This is a genomic window from Stenotrophomonas sp. GL_101 (assembly GCF_057835675.1).
Map to the genome: position 1 here is coordinate 4,577,730 of NZ_CM174432.1, position 21,217 is coordinate 4,598,946.

17 protein-coding genes are annotated in these 21,217 nt (G+C 69.3%); 2 read left to right on the plus strand and 15 right to left on the minus strand.

Annotated elements, in window-relative coordinates:
* Positions 1–56: 56 nt before the first annotated feature.
* From AC3IR9_RS20140 to AC3IR9_RS20150, 3 genes are read right to left on the minus strand one after another with little or no spacing between them, the layout of a single operon-like run.
* A complete protein-coding gene (locus tag AC3IR9_RS20140) occupies positions 57–962 on the minus strand; it encodes an NAD(P)/FAD-dependent oxidoreductase (RefSeq protein WP_489292984.1) in 906 nt (301 codons plus the stop codon).
* Entirely contained in the window at positions 952–1,404 is a 453-nt protein-coding gene (locus AC3IR9_RS20145) for an Rrf2 family transcriptional regulator (protein ID WP_489292985.1), read from the minus strand. The genes AC3IR9_RS20140 and AC3IR9_RS20145 overlap by 11 nt, the downstream gene beginning before the upstream one ends.
* Positions 1,405–1,417: 13 nt before the next feature.
* Positions 1,418–2,353 carry a LysR substrate-binding domain-containing protein gene (locus AC3IR9_RS20150; RefSeq protein ID WP_489292986.1) on the minus strand — a complete coding sequence of 312 codons (936 nt, stop codon included), beginning with the start codon at positions 2,351–2,353 and terminating at the stop codon, positions 1,418–1,420.
* Between the two features lie 128 nt (positions 2,354–2,481).
* On the opposite strand from AC3IR9_RS20150, the gene AC3IR9_RS20155 reads away from it, so the two are divergent.
* The gene (locus AC3IR9_RS20155; RefSeq protein WP_489292988.1) at positions 2,482–3,696 is read left to right on the plus strand and encodes an MFS transporter; all 1,215 of its coding nucleotides are present in this window, start codon (positions 2,482–2,484) and stop codon (positions 3,694–3,696) included.
* A 29-nt stretch (positions 3,697–3,725) separates the two neighbouring features.
* On the opposite strand, the gene AC3IR9_RS20160 is transcribed toward AC3IR9_RS20155, so the two are convergent.
* The 3 genes from AC3IR9_RS20160 to mgtE form a co-directional block, all read right to left on the minus strand.
* Positions 3,726–4,427 (minus strand): alpha/beta fold hydrolase, encoded by a 702-nt coding sequence (locus AC3IR9_RS20160; protein ID WP_489292990.1) that lies wholly within the window; start codon positions 4,425–4,427, stop codon positions 3,726–3,728.
* 47 nt (positions 4,428–4,474) lie between these two features.
* A complete protein-coding gene (locus AC3IR9_RS20165) occupies positions 4,475–7,204 on the minus strand; it encodes a bifunctional acetate--CoA ligase family protein/GNAT family N-acetyltransferase (protein WP_489292992.1) in 2,730 nt (909 codons plus the stop codon).
* Between the two features lie 351 nt (positions 7,205–7,555).
* Positions 7,556–8,926, minus strand: coding sequence for a magnesium transporter (gene mgtE, locus AC3IR9_RS20170; RefSeq protein WP_489292994.1), 1,371 nt, complete (start codon positions 8,924–8,926; stop codon positions 7,556–7,558).
* Positions 8,927–9,254: 328 nt separating this feature from the next.
* Here mgtE and AC3IR9_RS20175 point away from each other — a divergent pair, with 328 nt between their 5' ends.
* A complete protein-coding gene (locus tag AC3IR9_RS20175; RefSeq protein ID WP_489292996.1) occupies positions 9,255–11,054 on the plus strand; it encodes a monovalent cation:proton antiporter-2 (CPA2) family protein in 1,800 nt (599 codons plus the stop codon).
* A gap of 27 nt (positions 11,055–11,081) precedes the next feature.
* Here the strand turns inward: AC3IR9_RS20175 and AC3IR9_RS20180 are convergent, their stop codons facing one another.
* The 9 genes from AC3IR9_RS20180 to AC3IR9_RS20220 all read right to left on the minus strand — a co-directional run bounded on the left by AC3IR9_RS20180 (position 11,082) and on the right by AC3IR9_RS20220 (position 21,188).
* Positions 11,082–14,414, minus strand: coding sequence for an ankyrin repeat domain-containing protein (locus tag AC3IR9_RS20180; RefSeq protein WP_489292998.1), 3,333 nt, complete (start codon positions 14,412–14,414; stop codon positions 11,082–11,084).
* A complete protein-coding gene (locus AC3IR9_RS20185; protein ID WP_489293000.1) occupies positions 14,407–14,673 on the minus strand; it encodes a YcgL domain-containing protein in 267 nt (88 codons plus the stop codon). The genes AC3IR9_RS20180 and AC3IR9_RS20185 overlap by 8 nt, the downstream gene beginning before the upstream one ends.
* A 618-nt stretch (positions 14,674–15,291) precedes the next feature.
* Positions 15,292–15,729, minus strand: a complete 438-nt coding sequence (locus tag AC3IR9_RS20190; protein ID WP_489293002.1) for an excinuclease ATPase subunit — start codon at positions 15,727–15,729, stop codon at positions 15,292–15,294.
* 64 nt (positions 15,730–15,793) lie between these two features.
* The gene (locus AC3IR9_RS20195; protein ID WP_489293004.1) at positions 15,794–17,035 is read right to left on the minus strand and encodes a beta-ketoacyl-ACP synthase; all 1,242 of its coding nucleotides are present in this window, start codon (positions 17,033–17,035) and stop codon (positions 15,794–15,796) included.
* Positions 17,035–17,766, minus strand: coding sequence for a 3-oxoacyl-ACP reductase FabG (fabG, locus tag AC3IR9_RS20200; protein ID WP_489293006.1), 732 nt, complete (start codon positions 17,764–17,766; stop codon positions 17,035–17,037). Before fabG ends, AC3IR9_RS20195 begins: the two co-directional genes overlap by 1 nt.
* Complete coding sequence (locus AC3IR9_RS20205; protein ID WP_489293008.1) at positions 17,763–18,224, minus strand: hotdog family protein; 462 nt, start codon at positions 18,222–18,224, stop codon at positions 17,763–17,765. The genes fabG and AC3IR9_RS20205 overlap by 4 nt, the downstream gene beginning before the upstream one ends.
* Positions 18,221–19,411 (minus strand): beta-ketoacyl-ACP synthase, encoded by a 1,191-nt coding sequence (locus AC3IR9_RS20210; protein ID WP_489293010.1) that lies wholly within the window; start codon positions 19,409–19,411, stop codon positions 18,221–18,223. Before AC3IR9_RS20210 ends, AC3IR9_RS20205 begins: the two co-directional genes overlap by 4 nt.
* Positions 19,408–19,959 carry a DUF3261 domain-containing protein gene (locus AC3IR9_RS20215; protein ID WP_489293012.1) on the minus strand — a complete coding sequence of 184 codons (552 nt, stop codon included), beginning with the start codon at positions 19,957–19,959 and terminating at the stop codon, positions 19,408–19,410. Before AC3IR9_RS20215 ends, AC3IR9_RS20210 begins: the two co-directional genes overlap by 4 nt.
* Positions 19,947–21,188: an NAD(P)/FAD-dependent oxidoreductase gene (locus AC3IR9_RS20220; RefSeq protein ID WP_489293014.1), complete on the minus strand. Its 1,242-nt coding sequence runs from the start codon at positions 21,186–21,188 to the stop codon at positions 19,947–19,949. The genes AC3IR9_RS20215 and AC3IR9_RS20220 overlap by 13 nt, the downstream gene beginning before the upstream one ends.
* Positions 21,189–21,217 lie beyond the last annotated feature (29 nt).

Sequence of the window (21,217 nt, forward strand, 5' to 3'; positions counted from 1 at the left end):
CGGGTGCCGCGGCCGCGCGGCGGTTGCGACACGGCCCCGCCGGGGCCGTTGTCGATTCAGGCCGCCACGCTGTCTTCGGCCACCAGCGCGTGATGCAGGCTGATGCCGGCACGCACGCCTTCGGCACTGGCCAGGGTGATGTTGCCGACCACGCTGGCATCGCCGGCAGCGTAGACACCGGGCACACTGGTCTGTTTCTGCGCGTCCACCTGCACCAGCACGCCGATCGGGCTCTCGTCCAAGGCGCAGCCGAGCTGTTCCACCAGCGCCGAGCCCATGTGCTGGCGCGCGGTCACGAACAACGCGCGCAGGTCGACGTGGCGGCCATCGGCAAGCCGTGCGCCGCTGAGCTGCGGCGCCTCGCCTTCCAGTCCCACCACCTGTGTCGTTTCGATGCGGACGCCTCGATGCTGCAGCATCGCCAGCGCGTCATCGTCCGGCGGCACGCCCTGCGTGAACAGCGTGACCTGGCCCCAGTCGGCCAGCAGCCCGGCCATCTTCGCAGACAGCGCGTGGCCGCCGAGCAGGCCGATGGAACCCCCGCCGACTTCGTAGCCATGGCAGTACGGGCAGTGCAGCACGCTGTGGCCCCACCGCTCGGCCAGGCCCGGCAGCTCCGGTAGTGCATCACCGATGCCGGTGGCCAGCAGCAGCTTGCGGGTGGCCCAGGTCTCTCCGCCCGCCGTGCGCACGGCGAACCCATCGACGGTGGCCTGCGCGTCGGTGGCGACATCGCTGATCCAGCGCACGCTGGGGTAATCCAGCAGCTGCGCCTTGGCCTGCCGGAGCAGCTCGCTGCCGGCGATGCCATCCATGCCGAGGACCCCGTGTGAGTGCGCGGAGAAACGGTTGCGCGGCAGGCCGCTGTCGATCACCAGCACCTGGCGGCGCGCACGCGCGAGGATCAGGGCAGCGGACAGGCCGGCGAAACTGCCGCCGACGATCACGGCATCAAAGGTCATGGGGAACTCCTGCAGCGTGGTGGGCCAGGTGGCGGGCGAAGTCCGCGCCGAGCGTGGCCAGGGTGGTGGCGCGCAGGCGCTGTTCGAGCAGCGCCTGGGCCTGGCGATAGCTGTCATCCAGGGCGGCATTGACCACCTGCTGCACCGGGCAACCGCGCCCGGTTTCGCGCGCACCGGTATGCAGCAGCGGCGGTGCGCCGATCGCCAGGTAGACGTCGTGCAGGGTGATCGTGGCCGGATCGCGGGCCAACTGGCTGCCGCCGCCGTGGCCGCGTACCGAATGCACCAGCCCACCCTTGTGCAGGGCCGCGAGCAGGCGGCGGATCACCACCGGGTGCGTGGGCAGGCAGGTGGCCAGCTGCTCGGAGGTGCGGGGGCCGTCCTGGCCCACCAGGTGGGCCATCACGTGCAGGGCATCGGAGAACTGGTTGCTGGATTTCATGTAACAACAATAGTTACAAATCGACTGCGTGTCCATCCTTCGTTGCAGGGCGAGCGTAGGGGTCGCCGACCATCGCCTCGGCCAGGTGGTCCAGGAACGAGCTGATCCGGGCCGAGACGGCGGTGTTGCGGTAGTACACGGCATGGATCGGCTGGCGTACCTCGACGGTGAGATCGGGCAGCAGCTGCACCAGCGCGCCGGCCTCGCGGTCGCGCTGGGTCATGAAGTCGGACAGGCAGACGATGCCGGCCCCCTCCAGTGCCAGCCGGCGCAGGGTTTCGCCGCTGGATACCGCCAGCGCGGGGCGTACGTGCAGCAGTGCATCGGTGTCGCCGGGCAGCGGCCAGTGGTTGAGCGAATCCGGCTCGTTGAAGCCGAGCAGCGCGTGGGTGCGCAGGTCGGCGACGCTGGCCGGGGTGCCGTACTGCTGCAGGTAGGCCGGGCTGGCCAGCACCCGCAGCCGGCTGTGTGCCAGCGGGCGTGCATGCAGGGTGGAATCGGCCAGCGGGCCGATCCGGATCGCCACGTCGGTACGCCGTTCGAGCAGGTCGATGTAGCGCTCGCTGCTGTTGAGCTCCAGCGCCACGTCCGGGTAGCGTGCACGGTAGCTGGCCACCAGCGGGGCGATCACATGCAGCACGAACGGCATCGCCGCATCCACCCGCAGGCGCCCGGCCGGGCGTTGGCGGCGCGCGGCGATCTGCTCCTCGGCATCCTCCACCGAAGCCACGATCGCCCGCGCCTGCTGCAGGAACGCCTGGCCCTCTTCGGTGAGCTGCAGGCGCCGGGTGGTGCGGGTCAACAGGGTGGTGCCCAGCTTCTCCTCCAGCCGCCCCAGCGCGCGGCTGACCCCGGAGGTGGTCTGGCCCAGCGTCTCGGCGGCAGCGGTGATCGAGCCGCTGTCGATCACGGCGATGAAAGCCTGCATTTCGTCGAGGGTGGTTTTCATGGCCAGGCCTGGCGGGGGGTCGGGGTCATTATTGACCATCAGGCAAGAGTGATTGGCGTGAAGACCGGTTTTTCCGCAACAGTGCGGCGCGCAGACTGCGCAGCCTCGCTTCCCACCGGTAAATCCCCATGTCCCGTGGCATCCCCCTGGCCCTGCTGGCGCTCACCCTTGGTGCGTACGCCATCGGCACCACCGAATTCGTCATCGTCGGGTTGATCCCGACCATCGCCGCCGACCTCGGCGTCTCCCTGCCCTCGGCCGGCCTGCTGGTGTCGCTGTACGCGCTGGGCGTGGCGGTCGGCGCGCCGGTGCTGACCGCGCTCACCGGCCGGGTGCCGCGCAAGACCCTGCTGGTCGCGCTGATGGTGCTGTTCACCCTGGGCAACGTGATCGCGTGGATGGCGCCGGGCTATGGCTCGCTGATCGTGGCGCGCGTGCTGACCGGCCTGGCGCACGGCGTGTTCTTCTCGATCGGCTCGATCATCGCCACTTCGGTGGTGCCCAAGGAGAAGGCGGCCAGCGCGATCGCGATCATGTTCACCGGCTTGACCGTTGCCCTGGTCACCGGCGTGCCGCTGGGCACCTTCATCGGCCAGCACCTGGGCTGGCGCGCGACCTTCCTGGCGGTGGCCGCGCTGGGTGTGATCGCATTGATCGGCAGCCTGCTGTTCGTGCCGCGCAACCTGCAGCGCAGTGAACCGGCCACCTTCGGCCAGCAGCTGTCGGTACTGGCGCAGCCACGGCTGCTGCTGGTGTATGCCATCACCGCACTGGGCTACGGCGGCACCTTCCTGTCGTTCACCTACCTGGCCTCGATCCTGCAGGACGTCAGCGGCTTCTCGGCCAACGCGGTCAGCGGCGTGCTGCTGGTGTATGGCGTGTCGGTGGCGATCGGCAATCTGTGGGGTGGCCGCCTGGCCGACCGTCGCGGCCCGATCCCGGCGTTGAAGCTGATCTTCGGCCTGCTCGCGCTGGTGCTGTTGGTGCTCACCTTCACCGCCTACAACAGCTGGCTGGTGCTGCTCACGGTACTGGCGCTGGGGGCGGTGGCCTTCGGCAACGTGCCGGGCCTGCAGGTGTACGTGGTCAAGCAGGCGCAGCGTTTCGCGCCGCAGGCCACCGATGTCGCCTCGGGCCTGAACATCGCCGCGTTCAACGTCGGCATCGCCTTCGGTGCCTCGCTGGGCGGGCTGGTGGTAGACCACCTGGGCCTGATGCACACCCCGTGGCTGGGGGCGCTGGTGGTGCTGGGCGCACTGGGGCTGACCGCGCTGAGTGGGCGCCTGGATCGGCGTGATGGCGTGGAAGACCGCGCTGAAGGCATTGCCGTCGCCGCGCACTGAACGCAACGGTGCCGGCCCACGGTCGGCACCTACCGTTGCTGCAACCATCGCCGCATCGCGGCACTGACTTCGTCGGGCTTCTCCATCGGCGCCAGGTGCCCGCAGTCGGGCAGGATCACCAGCGTTGAGCCGGGCACCAACGCATGCATCGCCTCGCTGATCGGCAGCGGGGTGATGCGGTCGTTTTCACCGCAGACAATCAGCAGCGGATCGCGATACCCGGCCAGCACATCATGGCCGTCCACGCGGTCCAGTGCACTCTGGCGCAGGAACACCGCCGCGCCCAGCCGCGTGGTCATGTCGCGCACGCGCTGCACCAGGGTGTAGTCGTCCAGCCGCGAGGCGTCGATGTAACTGCGTATCAGCGTGTCGCCGAACCCGTGGAAGGTGCCGGGCAGTCGCACGTTGGCGCGTTGCGCGTGGCGTTGGGCCGCACGTTCGGGCGAGTCGGCATGGATCGAGGTATCGATCAGCGCCAGCTGCAGTACCCGCTCCGGCGCGCTGCGCAGGATCTGCTGGGCCACGAAGCCACCGAGCGAGAATCCGGCCAGCGCAAAGCGCTCGGGGGCCTGGGCCAGCACGTCATCGACCACCGCCTGCAGGGTCTCGCCACGGGTCTGGTCGCCGACGCTGCAGTCGGCGATGTCGGACAGGTCGGCAACCTGCGCACGCCAGAGTTCGGCGTCGTTGAGCAGGCCGGGGAGCAGCAGCAGGGGGATACGGTCGGTCATGCGCCATTGTCGCGCGCTGGACGTGCAGGCACCGTCTCCCGCGCGGCTCAGTGCGTTGCAGTATCCGGTGCCTGCGGCACGGTCACGTTCTGCACCGGCAGGGTCACCACCATCACCGTGGAGTCGTCCGGGTCCAGCCGGGTCTTGAAGCCCAGGCTCTGGCACATCGCCAGCATGGTGCTGTTCTCGCGCAGCACCTGGCCTTCCACGATGTTCAGGCCCAGCCACTGCGCGTACTCGATCATGATCGCCATCAGCTTCCAGCCGATGCCGTGGCCCTTGAGGTCCGAGCGGATCAGGATGCCGTACTCGCCCCGGTCGTAGTCGGCATCGGCGTGCAGGCGCACCGCGCCGAGCATGTCGCCCGTGCGCGGGTCGATGGCCACCAGCGCGATGGAGCGGGCGTAGTCGAGCTGGGTCAGGCGCGCGATGAACTCGTGGCTGAAGTGCTTGACCGACTGGAAGAAGCGCAGGCGCAGGTCGTCATCGGTGACACGGGCGAAGAACGCGCGGAACAGCGCGTCGTCTTCCGGGCGCACCGGGCGTACGAACGCGGGCGCGCCGTCGGACAGGGTGATGGTGCGCTCCCATTCCTTGGGATACGGGAACACCGCGAAGCGCGGGTGGCCACGGCCTTTGTGCAGCTTGCGCGAAGGAGCGATGGCCACGCGCGCGTCCAGGGCGATGACGCCGTCGCGGTCGGCCAGCAGCGGGTTGATGTCCAGCGAGCGGATTTCCGGGATGTCGGCGGCCAGCTGGGCCAGCTTGACCAACACCAGTGCAACGGCGCGCTCATCGGCGGCGGGTACGTCGCGGTACGCCTTGAGGATGCGCGAGACGCGGGTGCGGCCGATCAGCTCGTGCGACAGGCGCAGGTCCAGGGGTGGCAACGCGAGCGCCTTGTCGTCGATCACTTCCACCGCCGTGCCGCCGCGGCCGAACACGATGACCGGGCCGAAGGTGGGGTCATCGGCGATACCGGCGATCAGTTCGCGCGCCTTGGGGCGGACGATGGTGGGCTGCACGAGTACGCCGTCGATGCGCGCATCGGGGCGCTTGTCGTGGGCCCGGGCGATGATCGAGGTGGCGGCGGCATGCACCGATTGCAGGCTGCCCAGGTTGAGGCGCACGCCGTCGACATCGGACTTGTGCGGGATGTCGGCGGAGAACACTTTCACCGCGACGGTGGCGCCCTGTTCGAGCAGTGGCTGGGCCAGCTCCATTGCTTCATGCGCATCACGTGCCTGCATCACCGGGGCCGACGGAATGCCGTACGCGGTAAGCAGCTGGTGGGTGGCGATCGGGTCCAGCCACTGCTGCCCGGCGGCAAGTGCGGTCTCGACCAGGGCGCGTGCGGCGGCGGTGTCGACGACGAAATCTTCGGGCAGGCTGGGTGGGGTTTCCATCAACGCGGCCTGCGCGTCGCGGTAGCGCACCAGGTGCTGGAAGCCGCGCACGGCCTCCGCTTCGGTCGGATAGGTGGGCACGCGCGCGGCGTTGAGGGTGGCGGTGGCACGGTCGTCGTTGCCCAGCCAGACCGCGAATACGGGCTTGTCGCGGTGGTGGCGCGGACGCAGGCCGAGGGTGCGGGTGAGCGCTTGGGCGGCATCGGCCGAGGAGGTGAACGCGGTGGGGACGTTGACCACCAGCACGGCGTCGTTCTCGCTGTCGGACATGAGCGCATCGATGGCGGCGGCGTAGCGCTCACCGTCGGCGTCGACCACGATGTCGACCGGGTTGCTGCGCGACCAGCCTTCGGGCAGCACGCTGTCGAGCTGGGCGACGGTGGCCGGCGAAAGCTCGGCGAGGCTGCCGCGCAGGGCCAGCAGCTGGTCGACGGCCAGGCGGCCGACGCCGCCGCCGTTGCTGAGGATGGCCAGGCGGCGGCCGGGGAAGGTGCCGAGCCGGCCGAGGGTTTCGGCGGCGGTGAACAGTTCGTCCAGCGCGCCCACCCGCAACAGGCCGGCGCGATTGAAGGCGGCGCCGTACACGGCATCGCTGCTGGCCAGGGCCTGTACGTGGGTGTCGCCCTCCGGATCGATGCGGAGGTGGCGACCGGATTTGACCACCACCACCGGTTTGGCACGGGCGGCCGCGCGGGCGGCCGACATGAACTTGCGCGCATCGCCGATGTGTTCGACGTAGAGCAGGATGGCGCGGGTGCGGTAGTCGGTGGCGAAATAATCGAGCAGGTCGCCGAAGTCGACGTCGAGGGTGTCGCCCAGCGAAACGACGGCGGAGAAGCCGACCGAGCGCGCCACGCCCCATTCGACCAGGGCGGCGGCAATCGCGCTGGATTCGGAGATCAGCGCGAGGTCGCCGGCCTGCGGGAAGTGCGCGGCGATGCTGGCGTTGAGGCGGGCATGCGGGGCGATGACGCCCAGGCAGTGCGGGCCTAGGATGCGCAGGCCTTTGGCGCGGGCGGCGGTTTGGACCTGGTCGGCCAGCGAGCCGGGGCCGTGGCCGAGGTTGGCGGTGAGGATGATGGCGGCGGCGACGCCGCGTTCGGCGGCGGTGGCCACTACCTGGGGGACGATGCTGGCGGGGGCGGTGATGATGACCAGTTCAGGGACCCAGTCGAGGTCTTTGAGTCGTTTGACGGTGCGGATGCCGTCGATGTCGCTGTAACGGGGGTTGATCCAGGCGACTTTGCCGGGGAAGCCGGTGGTGCGCAGGTTGCGCATTACGGCGCGGCCGGCGGAGCGTTCTCTGGGGCTGCCGCCGATGACGGCGACCGATTGCGGACGGAAGACCGATTGCAGGTGGTAGGTGCTCATGGGGTCGAACAGTCGCCGGGACACGTGGGGCTACGGTACACGGGTGGGGCCGGGGTGGGCATGATCTGGCGCAGGAACAACGTCAACGTCAACGTCAACGTCAACTTCAACGTCAACGGCGTCGGCTGTTCGGGCGTGGCGCGTGGCAAGGGTGGGTATGCCCTGCCGGGACACGCCGTGAACCCATCCATGGGGGCTCGTCCACAACATCCATGTTGTGGACGGTCCCGGCAGGGCATACCCACCCTTGCCCCCGTTGAGTCCGGGTGATCGGCCGGATTCAACGCGGGGCAGCCTGGTGGGGCAGCCTGGTAGTGCCACGCCAAGCGTGGTGGGATCTGGCGAGGCCGGTTACAGCAATGTGCCGCGCAGGATCATCGCGGCGATGCTGAAGTAGATGACCAGGCCGGTGACGTCCACCAGGGTGGCCACGAACGGGGCCGAGGCGCTGGCCGGATCGAAGCCGAGGCGCTTGAGGATGAAGGGCAGCATCGAGCCGGACAGCGAGCCGAAGGTGACGATGCCGACCAGGGCAGCGCCGATGGTGAGGGCGAGCAGCTGCCAGTGGGTGCCGTAGTCGTGCAGGCCCAGCAGCTGCCAGGAGACGATGCGGAGGATGGCGAGCACGCCCAGGATGGTGCCGAGGGTGAGGCCGGTGGGGACTTCGCGCAGTGCCACCCTCCACCAGTCGCGCAGGCGCAGTTCGCGCAGGGCCAGGCTGCGGATCAGCAGCGAGGTGGCCTGGGAGCCGGAGTTGCCGCCGGAGCTCATGATCAGCGGGATGAACAGGGTGAGCACGACGGCGCGGGCCAGCTCGTCCTCGTAATGCTGCATGGCGCTGGCGGTGAGCATTTCGCCGAGGAACAACACGCTGAGCCAGCCGGCACGCTTGCGGATCATTTCAAAGAAGCCGATCTGCATATAGGGCTTTTCGAGCGCTTCCATGCCGCCGAACTTGTGCGCGTCTTCGGTGGATTCTTCGATGAGGGCATCGAGGATGTCATCCACGGTGACGATCCCGAGCACGTGCTGCGCCGGGTCCACCACGGGGATGGCGAGCAGGTCGTGGCGACGGATCAGCTGGGCGACTTCTTCCTGGTCGAGCATCGCATCGACGGTGACCGGGGGGTTGACCTGGGCGACGTCGAGGATGGGTTCGTCGGGCAGGCCGGTGATCAGGCGGCGCATGGTCACCACCTGCACCAGCACGCTGCTGGCCGGGTCGAGCACGTAAATGGCGTAGACGGTTTCGCGGGTGCGTTCGACTTCACGGATGTGCTGCAGGGTGCGGCCCACGGTCCAGTCGGCGGGGACGCTGACGAACTCGGTGGTCATCAGCGCGCCGGCGGTATGGGCGGGGTAGCTGAGCAGCTGCTGGATCGACTGGCGCGCTTCGGGAGCCAGCAGCGGAATCAGGCGGGCACGCTCGGCCTGGTCGAGCTGGTGGACGATGTCGGTGGCGCGGTCGTCGGCCATCAGCCCGAGCAACGCGGCAGCGCGAACGCCCGGGAGCGTGGCCACCAGTGCGCCACTGCGGTTGAGTTCGGGCTGCTCGAGCATCTTCACCGCGCGCGGCAACGGCAGCGCGGCCAAGGTGTCGGCGGCGCGCGACAGCTCCAGGGTGTTGAGGTATTCCACCGCGTCGGCGGTGTTGTAGTTTTCCAGGGGTGCGCTCAGGGCGGCGGCATCGGCCACCGGGCGCAGCAGGTCTTTCTGGTTCATCGGGTTCGCCTGTGGGGATCGCCATGCGCGACGCCAGCATTGGCAAACCGTCCCTCGTCAGGCGGTGGCCATCACTGGCGTCGAGCAAGGTCGACTTCTACTGTCGCTGGACATGGGGGGTGAGGACTCCGCAAAGGTGTACTGCCGGGCGCGCCGGCAGCGGCGGGCAGTCTGGACCCGGGCGCCGGGCGGGTCAACCCGGGCCGTCCTGCCGCATTGGGCCGGCGTTCGCCTTGGCTGGCCGTGGCAGTCGCATACTGTGGCAGCGGCCAACGGTCGCAGCGCCCTCCCCTGTCTTCCGGCGACGATTCCATGAGCGGTTCCTCCCATGCATAGCGGCGCGCTCGAGCTGGCCCTGGTGCTGCTGTTGGCGGCGGTGATCGCGGTGCCGGTGTTCAAGAAGCTGGGGCTGGGTGCGGTGCTGGGCTACCTGGCCGCTGGCGTGGTGCTGGGGCCGGACGGGCTGGGTTTCGTGCAGGATGCCGACCGCATCCTCAGCGCCGCCGAGATCGGCGTGGTGATGCTGCTGTTCGTGATCGGGCTGGAATTGTCGCCGGCGCGCCTGAAGGTGATGCGGCGCTCGGTGTTTGGTGCCGGTGCGCTGCAGGTGGCGCTGAGCGCGCTGGTGCTGGGCAGCCTGTTGCTGCTCGATCATTTCCAGTGGAAGAGTGCGCTGATCGTGGGCATTGCGCTGGCGTTGTCGTCCACGGCAGTGGGCCTGCAGCTGTTGTCCGAACACAAGGCGATCAACAGCGACTACGGGCGGCTGGGGTTTGCCATCCTGCTGTTCCAGGACCTGATCGCCATTCCGCTGCTGGCGGCGATTCCGCTGCTGGGCGGGGCCCGCAACGAAACCCTGCAATGGGACGACGTGGCGGTGGCGCTGGGCGCGCTGGCGGTGGTGATCCTGTGCGGGCGGCCGGTGCTGCGCCGGTTGTTCAACATCATCGCGCGCACGCGCAGCCCGGAGGTATTCACCGCCATGGCGCTGCTGGTGGTGCTGGGCACGGCGTGGTTCATGCAGGAGGCCGGGCTGAGCCCCAGCCTGGGCGCGTTCCTGGCCGGGGTGCTGTTGTCCGATTCGGAATTCCGGCACGAGCTGGAATCGCAGATCGAGCCGTTCAAGGGCCTGCTGCTGGGGTTGTTCTTCATCGCAGTGGGCATGGGCATCGACCTGGACCGCGTGGTGGCTGAGCCGGCGATGATCGCCGCAGGCGTGGCGATCCTGCTGGTGGTGAAGTTCGGGCTGTTGTTCGGGATCGGCAAGCTGGCCAAGCTGAGCACGCGCCATGCGGTCATGCTGGGCAGCGTGCTGTGGCTGGGGGGCGAGTTTGCGTTCGTGGTGTTCAACGAAGCGCAGCGCGCGCAGTTGCTGGGCAATGCCAACCACGACCGGCTGGTGGCGATCGTCGGTCTGTCGATGGCGATCACCCCGCTGCTGATGATCGCGCTGCTGCGCCTGCTGGGCCGCGATGACGTTGCCAGGAAGGCCGCGCCACCGGCCGACAAAGTGGATACCGGGGGCACCCAGCCGCAGGTGATGATTGCCGGCATGGGGCGCTTCGGGCAGGTGGTGGCGCGGCTGCTGACCGCGCAGAAGATTCCGTTCGTGGCACTGGAATCCAATCCGGACACGGTGTCGGACCTGCGCCGGTTCGGCAACAAGCTGTTCTACGGCGACCCGACCCGGCCGGAGATGCTGCGCGCCGCCGGCGGCGAGCAGATCCGCGTGTACGTGGTGACCCTGGATGACCCCGATGCCAACATGCGCGCCACCCGCCTGATCCGGCGCATGTACCCCGATGCGGTCGTGCTGGTGCGCGCGCGCAACCGCCAGCACGCGTGGCGGCTGATGGACATGTCGGCCGAGCCGTTCCGCGAGGTGTTCGGCACCAGCCTGGAACTGAGCGAACGCATGCTGATCGCGTTGGGCATGTCCGCGCAGACCGCGCGCAGCCATGTGCAGCGCTTCCGCGACCACGACGAAAAGCTGCTGCGCGACCAGTACCTGGTGTATGACGATGAAGCGGCGGTGATCCAGACCTCGCGCGACGCCCGTGCGGACCTGATGCACCTGTTCGAAGCCGATGCGGACAGCGAGGGTAAACCGGAGGAGCGTCGCGAGTAGCGCCGGGTCTTTGCCCGGCGATGTTCGTCAACCGTTGTCGCGCAGGAACCGGGCCATCGAAGACACGCCGGGGACGCGCGGTTCGAACTCACCGGCGACGTCGATGAAACCGCGCATCACCGCGATCTCGCGCGGACTGCGGTTGAGCGCGTCGCGCACGTCCAGGTCGGCACCGGCACGCAGCAGGCGCTGCACCAGCAGCGGCAGGCCATGCAGGGCGGCCAGGTGCAACGGGCCGAAGCCGCGCGGGTCGCGCACCTCCAGCGACACTTCTTCATCCAGCAGGCGTTCGACCGCCGCCAGCACCACTTGTTCGTCGCAGGCGGTGCCGGGCTCGGCGCGGGCCCCCAGCAGCAGCAGCAACGGGGTCACCGAGCCGGCCGCGGCCAGGTCGGGTTCGGCACCGGCCAGCAACAGGGTGTCCAGCAGGGCCAGCAGGCGCGAACGGTCGCGGGCACTGAAGCCGTACAGCGCGGCGCAGTGCAGCGGACCCAGCTGCTGCGCGTCGCCGGCGTGCACGTTGGCGCCGGCGGTGAGCAGGCGCGCGACGATGTCGGGCAGGCCCAGCGCAGAGGCCAGCATCAGCACGGTGACCCCACCGGGCAGGCGGTATTCGAGTTCGGCACCGGCATCGAGCAGCGCCGAGACGATGTCGATCTGGCGCATGCTGACCGCCGCCGACAACGGCGTGGCACCACTGGCGGCGGCGTGCTGCGGGTTGGCGCCACGCGCCAGCAGCAGGTCGACCACGGCAAGGTGGCCACCACCGGCGGCGCGCAGCAGCGCCGTGCAGCCCTGGGCGTCGACCACGTCGACGGCAAAGCCCAGGTCGATCAGGCGGCGCACCGCGTCGGCATCGCCGGACATCGCGGCCGCCGGCAGGTCGCCGTCGCGCAGCGCGCGGCGCGGTAACGGCCATACCCGCCAGTCGAGCCAGTCGGCCAGGTCACGGCGGCCGATCGACAGCGCCACGCCGAGCGGAGTCTGGCCATCGGCGGCGCGCGCTTCCGGCGAGGCGCCCTGCTGCACCAGCAGCTTCAGCGAGCCTTCGCGGGCCAACGCGGTGGCCAGGTGCAGGGCGGTCATGCCGTGGCTGTCGCGCGCTTCGCGATCCACGCCGAGGCTGAGCAGTGCCTGTTGCAGGCGCAGCCAACCCAGCCGCACCGCCAGCGACAGCGGCGGATCACCGGCCGGCGACGGTGCGAACGGATCGGCACCGCGTTCGAGCAGTTCCAGCGCCAGCTGTTCCAGCCCGCGCGAGGCGTGGTCATGCTGGGCACAGGCACTGAGCAGGCGCGCCAGGCCACCGCGACCGGCCGGGGACAGGCCACGCCGCAACAGGGCCTGCAATGCCGGCACGGCATCGATGCCGCGCGCCAACAGCGCGAACATGGGGGTGTCGCCGCAGGCGTCGAGGACGTCCGGTGCCGCGCCCTGCGCGAGCAGCCAATCCACCGCCTGGGGATCCAGCGCCAGGCCGGCGTCGTGCAGCAGGCCGCCCAGTTCTTCCGGTGCGCACAGCCGCGCCAGCCCGGCCATGCCGTCGAAGTTGCCAAAGCCGAGCGCTTCGCGCAGCAGGTCCAGCGGCGGACGGTCGGGCAGCGTTGGCGTGGCCGGATCGGCGTCGGTCGACACCAGGCCATCGGTGACCGAGGCCGGCAGCGGGTAGCTGCGGTCCAGCAGCGAGACGATGGTCCAGCGCCCGGCGCTGGCGGCGATGTCCACCGCGCGGCGGCCCTGCGGATCGGGAACGTCGGCGGCGATGCCCAGTTCCAGCAGGCGGCGCACCAGCAGCGGGGAGACGCTGTCGGCCAGGCAGGCCAGCAGCACCGCGTTGCGTCCTTCGCCGTCGACGGCGTTGAGGTCGGGTTTGTGCGGCAGCAGGTGTTCAATCACCGCCGCGCGGCCGCCCCGGGCCGCCTCCAGCCAGGGTGTGCGCGAGAGTGCATCGCGCGATTCCAGGTTGGCACCGGCGGCCAGCAGCACGTCGATGATCTCGACATGGCCGGCCAGCGCGGCCTCGTGCAGGGCGCTGCGGCGCTGGCGGTCGCGCGCATCGGCGCGGGCCTTGTGCTTGAGCAGCAACTGCACGCCGGCGGGGTCGTCTTCTTCGGTGCCGGCGGCCGCCAGCAACACGGGGGTGCCTTCGGCAGGCTCGGTCTTGGCACCGCGTTCCAGCAGGAAACGCGCCAAGCGCCAGTTGCCGACCTGGCAGGCCACCGCCAGCGGCGACCAGCCTTCCTGGTTGAGTGCGTCCACTTCGGCGGCGGCATCGCGCAGCAGTGCGGCCACGCCCGGGTCGGAGCTGCGTGCGGCGTGATGCAGGGGGGTGTTGCCTTCGCTGTCGACGGCGCGCGAGTCGGCGCCATTGGCGAGCAGGGTCATCACCGCTTCGGGACGGCCGTGCCAGCTGTCGCGGGTGGCCGCCAGCAGGGGGGTCATGCCGCGATGGGGGGCGTTGACGTTGACGCCGCGGGCGATCAGTTCGCGCAGCAGGCGCAGGTCGGGCAGCACGGCGGCCAGCACCGGCAGGCTGCGCTGGTCGCGCCAGGCCGGGTCGGGCAGGCCAAAGGGGTCGGCACCGGCGGTGAGCAGTTGCAGGGCTCGGTCGACGCGGCCACTGCGTGCGGCCTCATACAGCGCGGGAAGGCGTTCGTGCTGGCCGAGCGGTTCCAGCGCCTGCGGTTCGGCGGCAGCAATGGCGAAGGGGTCGCTGTCGTCGTCGCTGGCCTGGAACAGGCTGCGCGGGGCAAGCGTGGCGGCCGGGGCGATGGTCTGCAGCAGCAGATGGGCAAGCGGGGACAGCACCACGACGGCGGCCGCCAGCGGCCAGCGCAGGGGGTCGGGCACCAGGCCAGGCCAGGCCGGCAGCACCACCAGCGCGCAGACGGCCACCACGATGGCGGCGACGGCGAGGCCACGCCAGGCGCTCAGGTCGCGGCCGGACAGGGCTTGCCAGTGGGCGCTGAGGCTGCCGTCGCTGCGTTCGATTTCATTCCACAGCGGCCAGGTGCGCCAGACGCCGAGCAGCGCGGCGCTGACGGCCACGCTGAGGCCGAGCACGGCGGCCAGGCTGCCGCTGTCATGCAGGGCCCCCAGCGGCCAGGCGACGAGGGCGGCCAACAGCAGGGGGCCGGCCAGCCACGGCACCAGCAGGGCGGGCAGGTCCTGCCGCAGCAGCTGTGCGGGGACCTGCACCGGGCGCGTGCGGCGCCACCAGGAGATGCCGAGGGCGAACGCCGGTTGGGCCAGGGCAGCGCCGAGGGCGGCGGGGACGCCGCCAAGCACGGCGGCCAGGGCAAGCAGTGTGCCGGAGGCGAGTGCGATGGCGGTGGCGCGGCTGCGCAGGGATTCAGTCATCGCGACGCGGCACCCGCACGGGGGCGACCGGTGGTGGTGGCATCTGCAGGTGGAAGCCGCGCTCGGCCAGGTTGGCGCGCACTTGCGCGGCGTCGGCCAGGGCGAGGCGACGGTCGGGGGTGAGGGCCACTTCGAGCACGAATGCGAACGGCGCCAGCGTGGCTTTCAGCGCGTCGGGGACGGCGTTGAAGTCATCGCGGACGGCGAGGTAGACGAAAGTGTCCTGCTTGCGTTGGCTTTTGTAGACGTAGGCTTGCATTGCCCGCGGGGCTTTGCTCTGGGAGTAATGACGATGATTGTGTCGGAAACCACGCAAGGGGGAAAGCTGTTGTCGGCGCTGTCCGCCGGTTTTACGGCGCGCGGCAGATTCAGGTTCATCAATGTCGCGGGGTCGTTCAGGTGGGTTTTTGGGTTTGGGCCGATTTTTTGGAGCCGTAGAGCGGCACTGTCGTTCTGCGGGGAGCGCTGGGGTGGGTGGAGAGACGGGGCACGCCGCAAGTACGTCCTTGTAAGCTCCGTCGCCGCATCCATGCGGCTCAGGGCCCCGCCTCTCCACCCACCCCAGCGCTTTCACCATTGGCTGGTGCCTTTTTGGAAGGCAGGCAAAGACAAGAGCCGGAGCAGGAGCATCGGCCTTCTGTAAGGTGTGGGAGGTGCCGAGCACAGCTCGGCACTACCGAGCGGATTGCGGGTGTAGATGCATCGCGAGCATCCGCAGGTGCAGCGCCCTTGGTCCAGCTGGTGCCTTTGCATGCGCACCGAGAAAGTGCCAAGAGGCAGGTGCCGACCCGCTGTTGCCTTGCGTTGCTGTTGCTTTCGCGCTGCTGTTATCAGCAAGCAGCCACCGCCCCAGCGGAACGGTGGCCGTCAGCGGCCGTTACTTGACCTTGGCGTAGGTGCCCTTCAAGGCAACACCGGCCATGATCGCGCCGGCATGGCACTCATAGTGGGTCGCGCTCTTGAACTCGTTCTTCTTGTAATAGCTGACGATATCCACCACCGCATTGGCCCCGCGCGATCTGGCGCCGTCCTGCAGCGCGAGCAGCGCCGACAGCGCGACCCAGCGGCAGGCGTCTTGGTCGCTCTTGTTGGCCGCGTTGGTCTTCTTGTTGGTCACATCCTCGCCCAGGCGCTGCTGGACGTTGACCTTCTCGCCGGCCAGGTAGAAGCGCACGCTGCCGTCGATGCCGGCATCACGGGCAGCCTGCGAGCTGACCAGCTCGCGCAGCGATTGTTCAACGCGGGTGTCACGGGCCTGGGCGGTGCTGGCGACAGCGAGCAGGGCAGTGGCGGCCATCAGGGCAAAACGACGCATTCAAACTTCTCCTTGTTGGTAGGTCGCGGGGTAGTGCAGGGAAAACCGGGCCGGGTCGGGTGGATCAGTCCTGCCAGCGGCGGAAGATCAACGAGGTGTTGATGCCGCCGAAGGCGAAGTTGTTGCTCATGACGTACTCGGGCTGCAGCGCGCGGCCTTCGCCCTGGATGTAATCCAGCGCGCCGCAGCGCGGGTCCACCTCATGCAGGTTCAGAGTGGGGGCGAACCAGCCTTCGCGCATCATTTCGATGGTCATCCAGGCCTCGAACGCGCCACACGCACCAAGCATGTGGCCGACGTAACTCTTCAGGGAACTGATCGGCATGCCGGGCCCGAACACCTGCGCGGTAGCCTGGGTTTCGGCGATGTCGCCGTGGTCGGTGGCGGTGCCGTGCGCGTTGACGTAGCCGATCTGCGCGGCCTGCAGGCCCGCGTCGTCCAACGCCAGCCGCATCGCCTGGGCCATGGTATCGGCGCTGGGCTGGGTCACGTGCTGGCCATCGCTGTTGGTGCCATAGCCCACCACTTCGGCCAGGATGGTGGCGCCACGCGCCTGGGCATGCGCCAGGTCTTCCAGGATCAACGTGCCGGCACCCTCGCCCAGCACCAGGCCATCGCGACGGGCATCGAACGGGCTGGGGGTGGTCTGCGGCGCATCGTTGCGCACGCTGGTGGCGAACAACGTATCGAACACCGCCGCGGCCGTGGCATCGAGCTGCTCGGCACCGCCGGTGACCATCACCCGCTGCTTGCCGCTGCGGATCGCCTCGTAGCCCGCGCCCACTCCCTGGCTGCCCGAGGTGCAGGCGCTGGAGGTGGTGTAGACGCGGCCGGACAAACCGAAGAACACGCCGATGTTGACCGGCGAGGTGTGGCTCATCATCTTCAGGTAGGTGGTGGCGCTGATGCCTTCGGTGGTGTGCTCGTGGAGCATCCGGCCGAATTCGGCGGTGGCCTCGTGGCTGCCCGAGGACGAGCCATAGGCTACCCCGGCCAGGCCACTGCGCAGTACCGGGTGGCCTAGCAGGCCCGCCGCTTCCAGTGCCAGTTCGGTGGCGCGTACCGACATCACCGCCACCTTGCCCATGCTGCGGGTGGTCTTGCGGTTGTAGTGGGCCGGCAGGCTGTAGTCCTGCACCGGCGCGGCCAGGCGCGTGTTGAGGCCGTCGAATATTTCCCACTCGGGGATGTAGCGCACGGCATTGACCCGCGCGTGCAGGCGCTCGCGGATGCTGGGCCAGTCATGCCCCAGCGGGCTCAACGCGGCGGCGCCGGTGACCACGACGCGATGTTCGGTGCGGCTCATCAGACCATGCCTCCGTTGACCGAGATCACCTGGCGGGTGATGTAGCCGGCCGCTTCGGACAGCAGGAAGGAGACCGCATGGGCGACCTCGTCCGGCTGGCCCATGCGCCCGGCGGGAATGAGCTTCAGCGCGTGCTCGAGCACCTCAGGGTTGACCATCTCGGTGTCGATCAGGCCCGGGGCCACGCAGTTGACGGTGATCGCACGGCTGGCCAGTTCCAGCGCCAACGCCTTGGTGGCCCCGATGATCCCGGCCTTGGCCGCACTGTAGTTGGTCTGCCCACGGTTGCCGACCAGTCCGGACACCGAGGACAAGGTGACGATGCGGCCGGGCTTGCGCCGGCGCACCATCGGCATCACCAGCGGGTGCAACACGTTGTAGAAGCTGTCCAGGTTGGTGTGCACCACCGCGTCCCAGTCCTCGGCCGGCATCGCCGGGAACGCGCCATCACGGGCGATGCCCGCGTTGCAGACCACGCCGTAGTAGGCACCATGCGCCTCCACGTCGGCCTCCAGCGCGGTCCGCGCGGCGTCGCGATCGGACACGTCGAACATCAGCACGCGAGCCTGCCGGCCCAATGCCTGGACCTGCGCCACCACCGCCTGCGCTTCGTCGATGCGGCTGCGGCAATGCACCACCACGTCGAAGCCGTCGCGCGCGATCCGCAGCGCCACGGCGCGGCCGATGCCCCGGCTTGCACCGGTCACCAGCACCGTCAGATTCCCTGTCATGCCTGTCCACTCTCCAGATAAGCCATCGCATCGCGGGGTTCGAACACCGATACGTTGGCGACCGCCAATTCGGTAACCCCTGCCAGGATCCGGCAGGCAAACATGCCCAGCCCATTTTCGCCCATCAGCTCGCACTGCGCCTCTACCCGCAGGCAGCTGCCGGCGGCGAAATAGGGTTGGTGGGCGGTATAACGCCGGGTACCGAGCAGGAACCCGATCGAGGGCTCTCGCCCGGCCTGGCGCGCCTTGCAGCCGGCCCAGGCGGCGATCGCCTGGGCCATGTATTCCACGCCCACCCAGGCCGGGACGCCCTGGGCGGTGGTGAACAGGCCGTGCGCAGGCACGTCCACTTCGACCACGATCGACTCGGGCTGCCAGTCCAGCAGCCGGTCGATCAGGCGCATGCTGTCGCGGTGCGGCAGCACCTCATCGATGTGTGGCAGCAGCGGGATGCTCATGCCTTGGCCAGTGCCAGCACGGCATTGCTGCCGCCAAAGGCGAAGGAATGGCTGAGCACGTGCTGCAGCGGCCGGGCCGCATGGGTGCCGGGTGCGACCAGGGCCAGCGCCGGCAGCGCGGCATCGGCCTGCCCGTCCCACCAGTGGGTGGGCAGCTGCCCGGCCGGGTTGTCGGCCAGTACGATCCAGCACAGGGCCGCTTCAATCGCGCCGGACGCGCCCAGGGTGTGCCCGGTCAACGGCTTGGTGGAACTGGCCGGTACCGCGGTGCCAAGCACGGCGGCCACGGCCTGGCTTTCCATGGCGTCGTTGTGGCCGGTGGCGGTGCCATGCAGGTTCACGTAGTCCACCTGGTCCGGACGCAGCCCGGCACGGCCGAGGGCCTGCTGCATCGCATCGATCGCACCGCGTGCCTGCGGGTCCGGTGCCGACATGTGGTGCGCGTCGGAGGACTCGCCCCAACCGGACAGGCACACCGGACCCGGTTCGCCGGTCATCAGGAACAGGGCGGCGCCTTCCCCGATGTTGATGCCGTTGCGATTGGCCGAAAACGGGTTGCACCGCGCCGCCGACACCGACTCCAGCGCGCTGAAACCGGCCACGGTGAAGCGGCACATCGCGTCGGCACCGCCGGCCACGACCGCGTCCACCAGCCCGGCGCGCAGCAGCCGTGCGGCCGACATCAACGCCTTGGCGCTGGACGAGCAGGCGGTGGAAAGCGTCCACGCCGGGCCGGTGCTGCCAATGCGTTCGCGCACGAAGCGCGCCGCGGTGCCCATTTCCTGTTGCGCGTAATCGAAACCCGCCGGCCAGCTACCGTCTTCCCGATGCTGGCGCAGTGCGTTCTCCGATTCGCCGATGCCCGAGGTGCTGGTGCCGATGATCACCGCCACGCGGTCGGCACCGTAGCGGGCGATCGCCGCGTCGACTGCCGGGCGGATCTGTTCCAGGGCCGCGTCGAGCAGGGCGTTGTTGCGCCCGTGCAGGGCGACCGGCAACGCCGACAGGTCCGGCAGTGGCGTGGTCACTTCGCCTAGCGCGAGGGTGCGCCCGGCAATCAGCTGGTCGTTGTCGCGCAGCCCCCCCGGGGAGTCGGCAAAGACTCCGTCGCGCACCTGCGCGCGGCCGCTGCCGAGCGCGCACACCACGCCCAGTTCATTCAGGTAGATCGCACGGCGCTCGCTCACGGTTGGGCCTGCTCGATGTCCGTGGATTCAATCATCAGCGCATAGCCTTCGGCCAGGTTGCGCAGGTGCTGGCGGCCCTGGGCATCGGTGTCCAGCGTCAGCCAGGCCTTGCCGCCCTGCTCCAGGCGCCGCGTGCCGGCCGCGTCGACCAGCTGCCAGCCCGGCGGCAAGGCCGCGCGGATCGCATCGGCAGGCCACAGCGCGAACTGCAGGTCATCGAGCACACGTTCGCCGCGCACCTGCGGTGGCAGCCACGGCGCGCGGGTCTGTTGCAGCGTGGTGCCGTCCCAGACCATGCGCACGCCGGTCTGGCCCATGGCCTGCACCGCCAGCCGCACCTGTTGGGCATCGGCCTCAAGCAGCGCATCCAGTTCGCGCTCGTGGCTGCCGAAGCGGAATACCAGGCGCTGCTGCAGCTGCAACGGCGCGGGCAACGCCGACGGGGGCAGCTGCAGGGTTGGCAGCTGCACCAGGGGCGCGGGCAGGCGGGTGCTGGCGCAGGCGGCCAGCAGCACGCACAGCAGCAGGGTAGCGATCAGGCGCTGCACAATTCCTCCAATACCCGCAGGCGGCGACCACTGTCGTCGTCCACGTACGGGTTGTGGGTATCCCACGCATAGCCGGCCAGGATCGAGGAGATCATGCGGCGCACGTCCGGCTGCGAGTCGGGATGGTAGATGATTTTCTGGAAGCCACCGGCATACCAGGCTTCGACGAAGCGGCGGAAGGTCTTCACCCCGGCACGCAGCGGCACGGAGAACTGCTGCTCCCAGTCCACCGTCTCACCGGCCTGCTCGCGCGCCAGGCACTGGCTGGCCAGCTGCGCGGATTTGAAGGCGATGGTCACGCCGGAGGAAAACACCGGGTCGAGGAACTCGCCGGCATTGCCCAGCAGCGCGTAGCCCTCGCCCCACAACGTGCTGACATTGGCCGAGTAGCCGGTGATGGTGCGCACCGGCAGCACCGCCCATTCGGCGTTGACGAGCAGGCGCGTCAGGTTGGGATCTTCACCGACGATGGCGCGCAGCCTGTCTTCGTCGCTGCCCGGGTACTTCTCGAAGAAGCTCGGCTCGGCCACCACGCCCAGCGAGCAGCAGCCGTTGGAGAACGGGATGGTCCAGTACCACACGTCCACGTGTTCGGGATGGGTGGTGATCAGGATCTTGTTGCGGTCGAAGCCGGCGTCGGCCGGGATGTGGTCGCGCACGTGGCAGAAGATCGCCCCGCGCACTGGGAAGTTCGAGGGTGATTCGAGCTTGAGCAGGCGCGGCAGCAGCCGGGCGAAGCCGCTGGCATCGAGGATGAATCCGGCCTCGAGGGTGTACTCGCTGCCATCGGGGCGGCGTACCTGCACCCGTGCCGGGCGGCCCGGTTCCACCGACAGCACTTCATCGCCGAAGCGCAGCGTGGTGCCCATGCGCTCGGCACCGCGCGCCAGCACGTTGTCGAAATCTGCGCGCTGTACCTGGTAGGTGGTACCCCAACCGGGCGAGAACTTGTCGCGGAAGTCGAACTCGGTGGTCGCCTCACCGCGCACGAAGGCCGCGCCGTTCTTGTACTGGAATCCCGCTTCGACCACGTCCTGCAGCAGTCCGGCCGCTTCGATGTATTCCATGCTCTGCGGCAGCAGGCTCTCACCGATGGAGAACCGCGGGAACTGCTGGCGCTCCAGCATCAGGACCTGGCGACCCTGCTGGCGCAGCATCGCGGCGGCCACCGAGCCGGCGGGGCCGGCGCCGATGATCAGGATATCGGTCGTTTCCAGTTGCGGGTTCATCGATGCATCCTTGATCAAGAAGTGAGAGG

Excerpts from the sequence above, each read along its gene's own strand:
- AC3IR9_RS20140 (WP_489292984.1), bottom strand. The coding sequence starts at position 962 with ATGACCTTTGATGCCGTGATCGTCGGCGGCAGTTTCGCCGGCCTGTCC.
- AC3IR9_RS20145 (WP_489292985.1), bottom strand. The coding sequence starts at position 1,404 with ATGAAATCCAGCAACCAGTTCTCCGATGCCCTGCACGTGATGGCCCAC.
- AC3IR9_RS20150 (WP_489292986.1), bottom strand. The coding sequence starts at position 2,353 with ATGAAAACCACCCTCGACGAAATGCAGGCTTTCATCGCCGTGATCGAC.
- AC3IR9_RS20155 (WP_489292988.1), top strand. The coding sequence starts at position 2,482 with ATGTCCCGTGGCATCCCCCTGGCCCTGCTGGCGCTCACCCTTGGTGCG.
- AC3IR9_RS20160 (WP_489292990.1), bottom strand. The coding sequence starts at position 4,427 with ATGACCGACCGTATCCCCCTGCTGCTGCTCCCCGGCCTGCTCAACGAC.
- AC3IR9_RS20165 (WP_489292992.1), bottom strand. The coding sequence starts at position 7,204 with ATGAGCACCTACCACCTGCAATCGGTCTTCCGTCCGCAATCGGTCGCC.
- mgtE (WP_489292994.1), bottom strand. The coding sequence starts at position 8,926 with ATGAACCAGAAAGACCTGCTGCGCCCGGTGGCCGATGCCGCCGCCCTG.
- AC3IR9_RS20175 (WP_489292996.1), top strand. The coding sequence starts at position 9,255 with ATGCATAGCGGCGCGCTCGAGCTGGCCCTGGTGCTGCTGTTGGCGGCG.
- AC3IR9_RS20180 (WP_489292998.1), bottom strand. The coding sequence starts at position 14,414 with ATGACTGAATCCCTGCGCAGCCGCGCCACCGCCATCGCACTCGCCTCC.
- AC3IR9_RS20185 (WP_489293000.1), bottom strand. The coding sequence starts at position 14,673 with ATGCAAGCCTACGTCTACAAAAGCCAACGCAAGCAGGACACTTTCGTC.
- AC3IR9_RS20190 (WP_489293002.1), bottom strand. The coding sequence starts at position 15,729 with ATGCGTCGTTTTGCCCTGATGGCCGCCACTGCCCTGCTCGCTGTCGCC.
- AC3IR9_RS20195 (WP_489293004.1), bottom strand. The coding sequence starts at position 17,035 with ATGAGCCGCACCGAACATCGCGTCGTGGTCACCGGCGCCGCCGCGTTG.
- fabG (WP_489293006.1), bottom strand. The coding sequence starts at position 17,766 with ATGACAGGGAATCTGACGGTGCTGGTGACCGGTGCAAGCCGGGGCATC.
- AC3IR9_RS20205 (WP_489293008.1), bottom strand. The coding sequence starts at position 18,224 with ATGAGCATCCCGCTGCTGCCACACATCGATGAGGTGCTGCCGCACCGC.
- AC3IR9_RS20220 (WP_489293014.1), bottom strand. The coding sequence starts at position 21,188 with ATGAACCCGCAACTGGAAACGACCGATATCCTGATCATCGGCGCCGGC.